This is a genomic window from Catenovulum agarivorans YM01, assembly GCF_000281085.1.
In the GTDB taxonomy this organism is placed as follows: Bacteria; Pseudomonadota; Gammaproteobacteria; order Enterobacterales; family Alteromonadaceae; genus Catenovulum; species Catenovulum agarivorans.
In genome coordinates this window covers 21,898-33,338 of sequence record NZ_JH767543.1, presented here as the reverse complement: position 1 = coordinate 33,338, position 11,441 = coordinate 21,898, and the positions used below count along the sequence as shown (strand labels likewise).

The 11,441-nt window shown below is 39.5% G+C and carries 12 protein-coding genes; 6 read left to right on the top strand and 6 right to left on the bottom strand.

Going from position 1 to position 11,441, the window contains the following annotated elements; translation table 11 throughout:
- Positions 1–193: 193 nt before the first annotated feature.
- Together WSC_RS23590 and WSC_RS0120420 are read left to right on the top strand one after the other, a co-directional pair.
- Positions 194–607, top strand: a complete 414-nt coding sequence (locus tag WSC_RS23590) for a VanZ family protein (protein ID WP_016957821.1) — start codon at positions 194–196, stop codon at positions 605–607.
- The gene (locus WSC_RS0120420; RefSeq protein WP_016957820.1) at positions 577–1,485 is read left to right on the top strand and encodes a ketopantoate reductase family protein; all 909 of its coding nucleotides are present in this window, start codon (positions 577–579) and stop codon (positions 1,483–1,485) included. The genes WSC_RS23590 and WSC_RS0120420 overlap by 31 nt, the downstream gene beginning before the upstream one ends.
- Positions 1,486–1,487: 2 nt before the next feature.
- Here the strand turns inward: WSC_RS0120420 and thiI are convergent, their stop codons facing one another.
- The 3 genes from thiI to pomA all read right to left on the bottom strand — a co-directional run bounded on the left by thiI (position 1,488) and on the right by pomA (position 4,746).
- Entirely contained in the window at positions 1,488–2,936 is a 1,449-nt protein-coding gene (thiI, locus tag WSC_RS0120415; protein WP_026016974.1) for a tRNA uracil 4-sulfurtransferase ThiI, read from the bottom strand.
- Between the two features lie 119 nt (positions 2,937–3,055).
- Positions 3,056–3,985 carry a flagellar motor protein MotB gene (locus tag WSC_RS0120410; protein ID WP_016957818.1) on the bottom strand — a complete coding sequence of 310 codons (930 nt, stop codon included), beginning with the start codon at positions 3,983–3,985 and terminating at the stop codon, positions 3,056–3,058.
- Positions 3,985–4,746, bottom strand: a complete 762-nt coding sequence (pomA, locus tag WSC_RS0120405) for a flagellar motor protein PomA (RefSeq protein ID WP_016957817.1) — start codon at positions 4,744–4,746, stop codon at positions 3,985–3,987. The genes WSC_RS0120410 and pomA overlap by 1 nt, the downstream gene beginning before the upstream one ends.
- Positions 4,747–4,962: 216 nt before the next feature.
- Between pomA and WSC_RS0120395 the strand changes: the two genes are divergently transcribed.
- From WSC_RS0120395 to WSC_RS0120380, 4 genes are read left to right on the top strand one after another with little or no spacing between them, the layout of a single operon-like run.
- The gene (locus WSC_RS0120395; protein WP_016957815.1) at positions 4,963–5,208 is read left to right on the top strand and encodes an exodeoxyribonuclease VII small subunit; all 246 of its coding nucleotides are present in this window, start codon (positions 4,963–4,965) and stop codon (positions 5,206–5,208) included.
- Complete coding sequence (locus WSC_RS0120390; RefSeq protein WP_016957814.1) at positions 5,208–6,092, top strand: polyprenyl synthetase family protein; 885 nt, start codon at positions 5,208–5,210, stop codon at positions 6,090–6,092. The genes WSC_RS0120395 and WSC_RS0120390 overlap by 1 nt, the downstream gene beginning before the upstream one ends.
- 8 nt (positions 6,093–6,100) lie before the next feature.
- Positions 6,101–7,966, top strand: coding sequence for a 1-deoxy-D-xylulose-5-phosphate synthase (dxs, locus tag WSC_RS0120385; RefSeq protein ID WP_016957813.1), 1,866 nt, complete (start codon positions 6,101–6,103; stop codon positions 7,964–7,966).
- Positions 7,967–7,984: 18 nt separating this feature from the next.
- Positions 7,985–8,443: a MarR family winged helix-turn-helix transcriptional regulator gene (locus WSC_RS0120380; protein ID WP_016957812.1), complete on the top strand. Its 459-nt coding sequence runs from the start codon at positions 7,985–7,987 to the stop codon at positions 8,441–8,443.
- 495 nt (positions 8,444–8,938) lie between these two features.
- Here the strand turns inward: WSC_RS0120380 and nqrM are convergent, their stop codons facing one another.
- The 3 genes from nqrM to nqrF all read right to left on the bottom strand — a co-directional run bounded on the left by nqrM (position 8,939) and on the right by nqrF (position 11,430).
- Positions 8,939–9,151 carry a (Na+)-NQR maturation NqrM gene (gene nqrM, locus WSC_RS0120375; protein WP_026016973.1) on the bottom strand — a complete coding sequence of 71 codons (213 nt, stop codon included), beginning with the start codon at positions 9,149–9,151 and terminating at the stop codon, positions 8,939–8,941.
- Positions 9,152–9,162: 11 nt separating this feature from the next.
- Positions 9,163–10,077, bottom strand: coding sequence for an FAD:protein FMN transferase (locus tag WSC_RS0120370; RefSeq protein ID WP_237716342.1), 915 nt, complete (start codon positions 10,075–10,077; stop codon positions 9,163–9,165).
- Between the two features lie 120 nt (positions 10,078–10,197).
- Positions 10,198–11,430, bottom strand: coding sequence for an NADH:ubiquinone reductase (Na(+)-transporting) subunit F (nqrF, locus tag WSC_RS0120365; RefSeq protein ID WP_016957809.1), 1,233 nt, complete (start codon positions 11,428–11,430; stop codon positions 10,198–10,200).
- Positions 11,431–11,441 lie beyond the last annotated feature (11 nt).

The window sequence follows — 11,441 nt, the reverse complement described above, 5'->3', positions numbered from 1 at the left end:
CTAAATGCTTTTTATCTCTTGCTGAAATCTCGCATCTTCAAGTAGCTTGGGTATAATTATCCGGGCATTGTAGCGAAAAATGTATTTTATATCAGCATAATTTGCACATTAATAGTGAAAAAAATCTAGCTTCGAAATTACTGAAAAATCGAGTATTATACGCGCTCTCGATTTTGCAGTAGTAATCATTTAAATGTTAGATTTTATAAGACAGACTTATGTAATTCGCACTATCACAGTCTGTACTTTTTTATATGCGACTTACTTATTTTTTGCACCAATAGATCCAAGCAGCGAAGGCCTGTTCCCGCACTTTGATAAATTTGCCCATTTTGTTGTTTTTGGTGCTTTAACTACACTTGGCTGCTTTAGTTATAGTCGTCAACTAACTGACAAAACTAAAACCCACCTAAAATTTAATCTAACTATGGTGATAGTGTTTTTTGCCATTTATGGGGCATCTATTGAATGTTTGCAAGGCAGTTTTTTTGACCGTGAAGCGAGTATGGCTGATTGGTTAGCCGATATGCTGGGTACGCTTACAAGCTTATTTTTATTGTTTAAAACAAGGTTAGCATGCTTACTATTTTGGGTTGCGGCGCGATAGGCTCGACTATAGCCCAGCAGTGTTTTATCAATCAAATTGATTTCAACGTATTGCTGAAACCAGCTAATTTTGCACAATCGCCAAACAAGCTGTTGTATTTTACCGATATAAATAAGCAAAAATTTGCTATCCCACTCTCCCCTGCAAGCCAAACTGTCACAAACCTTATTGTCACAGTAAAAGCTTATCAAGTTGAAACAGCCATAAACCAATTACGCCAACAACAAATGATTGCAGCAGATGCCAATATTGTATTACTGCACAATGGCATGGGCACAAAAGCAATAGTAGAGGCGTTACTGCCAAAAGCTAATGTACTGTTAGCCACTACAACTTATGCAGCCTACAGCCAACAAAAGCTGGATGTTGTGCAGACAGGTATTGGCCAGCTGCAAATAGAAAATCCATTTGCGAACATAAATGAATGCAACGAAAGATTTGCAGTAATTAATCAACTTATCGGCGTTTGGTCACAGGCGAGTTGGCAGGCAAATATTAATGAGATTTTATGGCAAAAACTCTTTATCAATTGCGTGATAAATCCGCTAACTGCAATACATCAGGTCAAAAATGGCCAACTACGCGAGAGTAGATTTTCTGCGGAGATACATGAATTATTAGCGGAGATTTATCAAATATCAGCGCATGTTTGTCCTGCTCTATCCGACGCTGAAATTAAACAAACTGTATATGAGGTGATTGATAAAACGGCTGATAACTATTCGTCAATGAATAGAGACATAGCGAATAATAGAAAAACTGAGATTGATTTTATAAGTGGTTTTTTATTACAAACAGCAGCAGAACTATCGGTTGATTTGCCAAAACACCAAGCACTCTATAAGCAGATAAAGCACTTGGAGACCTCAAACTCATAAAATTAAAGTTGGAATAATTTAACGTTTTTGTAGCCTTGCTCTTGTAAATACAATGCTTGTAAACGGCTCATTACGCCTTTTTTACAATAGAGCAAGTATTCTTTTGATTGGTCTAAGTTTTCGTATTGAGTTGCTAATTTAAAGAATGGAATATGAATAACTTCAACATCATCCGCTAACTCTAGCGGCTCCAACTCTTCTTCTTCTACTGAACGAATATCAATAACAACTTGATTGGCTTGAATTTCACTAACACTATCAACCTCGGTTACGCTTTGCTCTGATTCCGTTCTAAGCTCTTTGATATCATACAATTTAGCATTGTCTACTACTTGCTCAATCAAAGGCATATGGAAGTTACTTTCTGCTGCAATAACTTTATCTTCTGGCGCTGCGATATTTGGACGCTGAGAAATCACACCACAATATTCTGGCATGGTTTTGGCAAAATCTTCAGTGCCAATTTTACGGGCTAAATCGATAATATCTTGCTTATCCATAGTGACTAATGGGCGCACCACAAGTGTATCTGTTACTTTATCTATAACAGCTAAATTGGCTAGGGTTTGGCTAGATACTTGCCCTAAAGCTTCACCTGTTACCAACGCTTTTATGCCCATACGTTTTGCCGCTAAACTGGCTGCACGCAACATCATACGCTTTAACACAACGCCCATTAAACCGTTATCGATATTTTCTAATATTTCGGCGACAACAGGTTGGAAATCAACCGAAACAAACTTAACTCTGTGTGAAATGCCATACTTAGCCCACAAGAAATAGGATACTTGTTTAACACCTATTTCGTGTGCCGCACCACCTAAATTGAAGAAGATAAAATGGGTTTTAATCCCACGGCGCATGGTTTCGTAGGTTGCGACGCCTGAATCAAATCCACCTGAAATTAAACTTAAAATTTCATCTTGAGTTGCAATTGGAAAACCGCCTAATCCTTTGTATTTTTCACCCATGACAAATAACTGGTCATTAGCCACTTCTAACATGACAGTTACGTCTGGATCTTTGAGTTTAACTTTTGCAGATGCAACTGTTTGGTTTAAAAAGCCGCCAACGTATTGCTCTAAATCTTTAGATTTAAAATCGTGACTACCACGGCGTTTTACCCTGACACAAAAACTTTTGTTTTCGATAAGATGCTGGGCATGCGGTAAAACTATCGCACAAGTATCATCAAATGAAACAAATGGGTATTGTTTAACTTCTGAGAAGTTGGTTACCCCAGGTATACACTGCATACGCTCGATTATAATATCGCGTTTATCGTCGCTACCTCTAACTTCTACACAGTCCCATTGGCGTTGAACCCAAGCCTTTTCATCCACTTTACGCAAAACATTTTTGATATTGCTTTCTAATATTTTGGTAAAACGTTGGCGCACCGAACGACTTTTAATCGAAATTTCAGGGTGCATTTTAACAATAAACTTGATCATGGCTTGTTACTTGTAGCGACTAAAAAGGCTAGCGATTATACAGAGTTTGTCCGGCAGATTGAATAACAAAATGCAGCCATTAATTGGCTGCACGTGATAGAGAGAGTTTTGCCGACTTAGGGCGAAACTGTAATAGGATCAGATTCTTTGGCTTTGCCTTGCATAATAGCGATTTCAACACGGCGGTTGCGGCGACGATTTTCCAAAGTATTATTTGGCACTAGCGGACGAGTATCTGCATGACCAACAACAATTAATCGGTTAGGGTCAAACCCTGGTGTTCTAACCATTTCGTGCGCAACAGCTACTGCACGTTTACTCGATAGCTCCCAATTAGATGCATATAATTCCGAAGTGACGGTTTGGTTATCGGTATGGCCAGAAACAGTAATTTCGCCTGGCACTTGGGTTAATAACTTAGCAACCTGTTGAATAATAGGTTTAAATTGCGACTGTAAAAACGCAGAGCCTGACGGAAACGCGCCGTTTTCACGAATGCGGATAATAATTTGTTGGCCTAACGATTCTAACTCAATCGCCCCATCAACAATTTGTTGTTCTAACTGCTGGGCTATTTTCTTAACGAGTTCGCTGATTTCTTCGGCACTTGAAGTTGATTCAGAAGTCGAAGATTGTTGATTAGCTGTATCCGATGCCGTACCACCACGTTGGTCACCCCTTTGTTTTTGGCGGCCACCAGATGAATCTTCATCACCAGCTTCAAACTCAAGTGTTTGCTGGGTCATTTCGACAGTTTGCTGTTGTATGGTTTCAATCGGCGTCGGATCAGGTCGGCCAGGGCGGAACTCTTGCGCTATAACAGAAGTACCTTTAGGAATATCTTTAATTTCAAGTTTATTTTGCACACCAAATGCAAATTTCATCGAACCAGCTATCTGCTTAAATTTAAGCACATCCATCTCTGAGAATGCTAACAGCAATACGAAGAAACACATTAATAACGACATTAAGTCAGCAAATGTGCCCATCCACGCAGGTAGACCTTCGGGAGGGCATTTTTTGCACGGTGGGCAATCATCCGCCATTAGGCTTCCTCCCCAACGGAGCGTTTAGATTCAGCAATATAGTTTTTAAGTACCCCTTCAATTACCCTAGGGTTTTGCCCGTCTTGAATACCAAGAATGGCATCCAAAATTAATAACTGATTTAATTTTTCTTCTTCGGTTCTAAGTTGAAGTTTAGCTGCAAGCGGTAATGCTATTACGTTTGATAAAAACGCACCGTACAAAGTTGTTAATAACGCAACCGCCATTGCAGGACCAATCGCTTTGGGGTCATCCATGTTTGATAACATAGCAACCAAACCTATAAGCGTACCTATCATACCCATAGCAGGTGCTACGTCACCTAAAGCCTTGAGTAAACTAACACCAGCTTCATGGCGCTCTGTTGTTAGTTCAATGTCTTTAGAAAGGGTTGCTTTAACCACATCGCCGTCATGGCCGTCTACCAACATATCAACCCCTTTACGCATGAAGGGATTATCAATTTGTGCTTCTTCTAATGCTAAAAAACCACCTTTACGTGCAGCATCAGCCATTTCAACTGATTTTTGGATAAGCTCTTCTGGCGTTTCAATCTTAAACATGAAAGCTTTACCCATAACTTTACCAATGCCAAAAAACTGCCCCATAGTAAAGTTAGACAAAACAACGAATAAAGATCCACAGAAAACGATTAATACAGATGGTACATCGGCAAACATGCCCAAATCGCCACCAAGCATCATCGCCATTACAATAAAGCCAACTGCTCCGACTATCCCAACGACCGTTGCTAGATCCACTATTCGCCTCCCAAACAGGTGATTTATATTTATTTTAACTCAATTATCGACAATACCAGCAAAATATTTAGTTTTTTCATTTGCTTAATATCTAAATAGTGTCACTTTGGTTAAAAATAACTCAAGCAAGCCGTAAAAACAAAATTGTTGCTTTGGCATTAGCTTATTTAAGGCTAAAATTAGCGGCTTTAACAAACTAGCAACTTGAGAAACAATATGGCCGCGAAAAAACCAGAAAATATGTCGCTAGAAGAAAGTATTCAAGAATTAGAACAACTCGTCAATATAATGGACGATGGACAACAATCTATTGAAGATGCACTAAAACAATATGAACGTGGTGTTGCATTAATTAGAGCAAGCCAACAAAAATTGCAGCAAGCAGAACAAAAAATAAAAATATTGCAGCAAAAAGACGACCATATAGAAATGGTTGAGTGTAAACCTGAAGATTTAGAATAATGAGCCTATTCGACCAACTGCAACAATTTCAAACTTGGTTTAATGCCGAGATAGACAAGGCATTTGCGCATATTGACCAAAATATAGCGGGTAAACTTCACCAAGCGATGCAATACAGTGTTAGCAACGGCGGTAAACGTGTCCGTCCTTTTATAATGCATACTGTGGGTCGAATGTTAGATATTGACGATAAAACTTTGTTACCAGCGTCAATCGCATTAGAGTGTATTCATAGCTATTCGTTAGTCCATGATGATTTACCAGCGATGGATGACGATGAGCTTCGCCGCGGCAAACCAACCTGTCATATTCAATTTGATGAAGCTACGGCAATTTTAGCCGGAGATAGCCTGCAAACTTTAGCCTTTGAATTAATCGCTAATGCAGATGTATCCGCTGAAATAAAAGTTAGCTGGATGCAAGAACTGGCGAACCGCTCAGGTTACCACGGTATGTGCGGCGGCCAAGCGTTGGATTTAGCGGGTGAAAACACACAACTAACAGTTGAGCAATTAGAAAATATTCATTTGCTGAAAACCGCAGCGTTATTGCAAGCAGCAGTTAATATGGCAACAGCCTGTAAACCAGCTATGGATAAATCTGAAAAGATTAAACTGGACAATTTCGCTAAAAATATTGGTTTAGCTTTTCAAATTCAAGATGACATTTTGGATGTAACTTCTACCACTGAAATGCTTGGAAAACCGCAAGGGTCAGATGAAAAACTTAATAAAAGCACCTACCCAGGTATTTTAGGTTTAGAGCAAGCGATACAAAAAGCGGATCAAGTATATCAGAATGCACTAGAGCAAATTGATAATCTTCCCTACAATACACAAACTCTATTTGAATTTGCTCAATTTATAGTACAACGCAAACACTAACGGCACTCATGACTATTAATATTAACAAATATCCTTTGCTTAGGCTGATAAACGAACCAGAAGATTTACGCAGCATGCCGGTATCTGAGCTACCAGCAGTTGCTAATGAATTACGCCAATACTTGTTGGCTTGTGTCAGTCAAAGCAGCGGGCACTTTGCTTCAGGATTAGGCGCTGTCGAGTTAACCGTAGCTCTGCACTATGTTTATAACACGCCTTTTGATCAAATTATTTGGGACGTTGGTCATCAAGCCTATCCGCACAAAATATTAACCGGTCGCCGTGAGCAAATTCATACCATTCGCCAGTTAAATGGCTTACACCCTTTCCCTTGGCGTGAAGAAAGTGAATACGACACTTTGAGTGTTGGTCATTCATCAACTTCAATTAGCGCCGCCCTGGGTATTGCAATAGCGGCAGAAAAAGAAAAGAAAAACCGCCAAGCTGTTGCCATTATAGGCGATGGTGCAATTACTGCTGGCATGGCATTTGAAGCCTTGAATCATGCAGGTGATTTAAAGAAAAACATGTTAGTTATTTTAAATGATAACGACATGTCTATTTCTGAAAATGTTGGTGCGCTTAATCAGCATTTAGCCAAACTATTATCTGGCTCTGTGTACACATCATTCAGAGAAAGTGGTAAAAAAATATTAAGTGGTTTACCACCAATTAAAGAGCTAGCGAGTAAAGCAGAAGAACATTTAAAAGGCATGATAGCACCAGGGACTATCTTTGAGGAACTGGGCTTTAATTATATTGGCCCAATCGACGGGCATGATGTACAAGGTTTAGTTGAAACCTTAAAAAACATGCGCAGCCTTAAAGGCCCGCAGTTTTTACACATAGTCACCAAAAAAGGTAAAGGCTATCACCCTGCCGAACAAGACCCTATTGGTTACCATGCTGTACCTAAATTCGATTTAACTAAATCAGAATTACCGAGTAAAAAACCACAATCGCCCACCTACTCTCAAGTATTTGGTCAATGGTTGTGTGATATGGCGAAAAAAGACGACAAACTAATGGGAATCACGCCTGCAATGCGTGAAGGCTCTGGTATGGTTAAGTTTTCGCGTGAATACCCAAAACAGTATTTTGATACAGCCATAGCAGAGCAGCATGCTGTGACATTAGCTGCAGGCATGGCTATTCAAGGGCTAAAACCCGTTGTGGCAATATATTCGACCTTTTTACAACGTGGATATGACCAACTGATCCACGATGTAGCGCTACAAAAATTACCAGTGTTATTTGCAGTAGATCGCGCGGGCATTGTTGGTGCAGACGGCCCAACGCACCAAGGAACATTCGATATAAGCTTTTTGCGCTTTATCCCAAATTTAATTGTAATGACCCCAAGCGACGAAAATGAATGTCGCCAAATGCTCTACACAGGTCATCAAGCGGATTTACCTGCGGTTGTTCGCTACCCAAGAGGTCAAGGCCCACAAGTTGATATTAACTGTGAAATGAGCCTGCTAGAAATTGGCAAAGCGAACAAGAAACGTACAGGACAAAAAATAGCAATTCTAAATTTTGGTCACTTAGGTCAATTCGCTGAAAAAGCTGCTGAAACACTTGGTGCCAGTTATTGGGATATGCGCTTTGTTAAACCAATCGATCAACAAGCAATAGTCGAAACTGCTGAGCAACATGATTTGTTAGTCACGGTAGAAGACAACTGTATTCAAGGTGGCGCTGGATCAGCTGTATTAGAAGTATTAGCTAAACACAAAATCGCCAAACAAGTTTTACAAATAGGTGTACCTGACGAATTTGTTAAACACGGCAGCCAAGCTGAGATTTACCAATTACTTGAGTTAGACGAACAAGGTATATTGGCGCAAATCAATCGCTACCAAGCTCAATAATATTTATAGGCAGTTGTAATGGATAAACAAATTGATATTGAAAAAACCTTAGGTTATCAAGTCCATCAACTCGCCTTTAATATGAAAAGCATGCTAAAAAGCGTGTTTAAAAACACCGGATATGACATCACCCCAGAAGCTTATTTTTTACTAAACCTGATACCTGAAACAGGCATAGAACAAGGTGAATTAGTTAAAAAAACCGGTAAAGACAAAGCTGCCATCACCCGCCTACTCGACTGGCTCAGCGGTAAAAACTGGATAATACGCCGTGTCGTACCAGACAACAAACGCAAAGCCATTATTAAAATATCTCCACAAGGCAAAGAAGTCTTAGTTGCACTAAACAAAGCCCTGAGCAACATTAGCCAACCTATGATGAAAGGCATTAGTAAAAACGAACATATGGTTTTGATGAATGCGATTAAACAGCTAGACGATAATTTGCTTAGAATTGTTGAAAGGTTGAATGGGTAGTTTGCACAATCTGCCACTCACAAGTGAAATTAAGTTGTCAATCTTGAAGAATTTGTAGCATCTCTCCGCTCAATAAAAAACTATTCTCAAACATCGCTAAAGACCAATATTGATCGTTGCTCAGCAATTAAATTCATAGTGAAAGAAAATTAGTATGGTTTTTATAGGTAGTAAAAGACGAAAAAGTCACTAGCGCACCTAAATTCAAAAGTTCTTGGGCAATAACTTAGAGCAAAATCTCTTTTTTAGGGGCGAATGAAGACCGAAGCGCAGCTTCGCAGCTGAATGAGGTGGAGTCATGGATGACGACAGGGCCTGTCATCCATGGAAGGTTTGACTACTCCGTGTTTATAAAAACTCGGTGCAGCGTTTTTGCGAAAGTTATGCCCAAGGGCTTTTATATATAGCACGGACATTTCAGCGCTATGTTCAATACAGCGATACCAGCTACAACTTTCAGTGAACAGATACTAGAGGACAAATTATTTTGAACGATTAAATAATTCGGTTCTCATTTAACATTTGATCACGCTTCATTTTAGCTTTGCGTTTGTCACAAGGATCATCACAATCACAAACTTTATCAATGCCAACCGAACCTAAACCACCACAACTACCAGAAATTGATTTTTTCTGAAAAATGTAACCTACCGCCATAGCAGAAACAATAATCAAAAAAGCAGCAAAAACTAATAAAAAAGTTGTCATTTTAATACCCACTAAAATTGTACAATATACGGCTCAAATGCTTTGGTATATTTAATCTCAAAGCCATCGTCAGATTTTATCACTAAATACACAGCAAGTCCCAAATCAGACGCCAACTGATAACCTTTTTCTGGACCAAGCACATTCAATGCAGTCGCCCAACCATCGGCTAACGTACAGTTTTCAGCAACAACAGAAACAGAGGCTAATTTATGCCTAATAGGCTTAGCTGTAGTTGGGTCAATTGTATGCGAATAACGAATACCATCTTGCTCAAAATAGTTACGGTAATCACCAGATGTGGCTAATGCATTGTCACCGACATTCAAAACCTGTTGTACACTGCGCTCAATTGACTGAGGTTTTTCAATAGCCACCAACCAAGATTGCCCAGCAGGCTTTTGCCCTTTTAAGCGCATTTCCCCGCCTATTTCTACTAAATAGTCGGAGATCGATAAAGATTCGAGCACTTGCGCGACAACATCTACACCATAACCTTTAGCAATTGCTGATAAATCTACTTTGAGTCTTGGATCAAGTTTAGTTAGCTGATTGCCGTTCAACAATAACTTATCAATGCCAACATAATCAGCTATTTGACTAAGTTGTTCATCCGAAGGTAATTGTGTAGGTTTTTTATCTGGACCAAAGCCCCACAAATTAACGAGTGGGCCAACCGTAACATCCAAAGCACCTTGGCTTAGTTTTGCAAGTTCGATTGCCTGTTCTACCACATAAGCAAAACCAGCATCGATTTGCATCGGCTCGGTTGATTGCATTTTGTTAAATTGGCTTATTTGTGAGTCAGGAATATAGGTCGACATTTGCTGATTTAACTGCAGCAAACTCTGATCAATTTTATCTTGAACTAATTTGGAATCGATAGGCTGTTTAGGATAATAACGCACATTATAAGTAGTCCCCATGGTTCTACCTTGTAAATGTACGCCTAGGTCTTGATTTTGCTCTGAACAAGAAACAAAAAAGGCCAGCCCAAAAAGGGCTAGCCATACTTTTAACATCATCTTCATTAATAATGAATCCGATTAACCACCAAAGTCGTCCAACAAGATGTTTTCGTCTTCAACACCTAAGTCTTTCAACATGCCGATAACTGCGGCATTCATCATTGGTGGACCACACATGTAGAATTCACAATCTTCTGGTGCTTCATGATCTTTCAAATAGTTTTCATAAAGAACGTTGTGAATAAAGCCAGTGTAACCAGTCCAGTTATCTTCTGGTTGTGGATCAGATAACGCAACATGCCATTGGAAGTTGTCGTTTTCATCAGCAAGCATATCGAAATCTTCTACGTAGAACATTTCACGCTTAGAACGCGCACCGTACCAGAAAGACATCTTACGAGAAGATTTAATACGACGTAATTGGTCGAAGATATGTGAACGCATTGGCGCCATACCTGCACCACCACCTACGAATACCATTTCTGCATCAGTATCTTTAGCGAAGAACTCACCAAATGGACCAGAAATAGTTACTTTATCACCTTCTTTTAAGCTCCAGATGTACGAAGACATCTTACCGCAAGGTAGTGACAAGTTGTTTGGCGGCGGCGTAGCAATACGCACGTTCAACATAATAATGCCATGCTCTTCTGGGTAGTTAGCCATAGAGTAGGCACGGATTGTTTCATCATCAACTTTAGATTCTAATTTGAAGAAACCAAAACGCTCCCAGTCAGCACGATATTCTTCAGGAATATCGAAATCTGCATATTTAACATGGTGAGCAGGAGCTTCAATTTGAATATAACCACCAGCACGGAAAGGTACAACCTCACCTTCAGGAATAGCAAGTTTCAATTCTTTAATGAAAGTTGCTTTGTTATCGTTAGAGATAACAGTACATTCCCACTTTTTAATACCGAAGATTTCTTCTTCAAGTTCAATTTTCATGTCATTTTTAACAGCAACCTGACATGATAAACGACAACCTTCACGCGCTTCACCTTTAGTGATATGGTCAAGCTCAGTCGGTAGAATCTCACCACCACCTTCTTTTACGTCTACACGACACTGGCCACAAGAACCACCACCGCCACACGCAGATGATACGAAGATACCAGCATCAGCTAAAGCACCAAGTAATTTAGAACCTGGCTTAGCAGTAATAGCTTTGTCTGGGTCGTCGTTAATTAAGATAGTGACATCGCCACTACTTACTAATTTTGATTTTGCAAATAAGATTATTGCTACTAGTACAAGTACCATAACAATAAACATTGCAACGCCTAAATAAATATCTGTTAAATTCACGGTTTATTCCT

Bases quoted from the DNA above. Each gene is read 5' to 3' on its own strand.
- WSC_RS0120420 (WP_016957820.1), top strand. From the start codon at position 577: ATGCTTACTATTTTGGGTTGCGGCGCGATAGGCTCGACTATAGCCCAG.
- WSC_RS0120390 (WP_016957814.1), top strand. From the start codon at position 5,208: ATGAGCCTATTCGACCAACTGCAACAATTTCAAACTTGGTTTAATGCC.
- nqrM (WP_026016973.1), bottom strand. From the start codon at position 9,151: ATGACAACTTTTTTATTAGTTTTTGCTGCTTTTTTGATTATTGTTTCT.
- WSC_RS0120370 (WP_237716342.1), bottom strand. From the start codon at position 10,077: ATGGGGACTACTTATAATGTGCGTTATTATCCTAAACAGCCTATCGAT.
- WSC_RS23590 (WP_016957821.1), top strand. From the start codon at position 194: ATGTTAGATTTTATAAGACAGACTTATGTAATTCGCACTATCACAGTC.
- WSC_RS0120395 (WP_016957815.1), top strand. From the start codon at position 4,963: ATGGCCGCGAAAAAACCAGAAAATATGTCGCTAGAAGAAAGTATTCAA.
- WSC_RS0120410 (WP_016957818.1), bottom strand. From the start codon at position 3,985: ATGGCGGATGATTGCCCACCGTGCAAAAAATGCCCTCCCGAAGGTCTA.
- dxs (WP_016957813.1), top strand. From the start codon at position 6,101: ATGACTATTAATATTAACAAATATCCTTTGCTTAGGCTGATAAACGAA.
- WSC_RS0120380 (WP_016957812.1), top strand. From the start codon at position 7,985: ATGGATAAACAAATTGATATTGAAAAAACCTTAGGTTATCAAGTCCAT.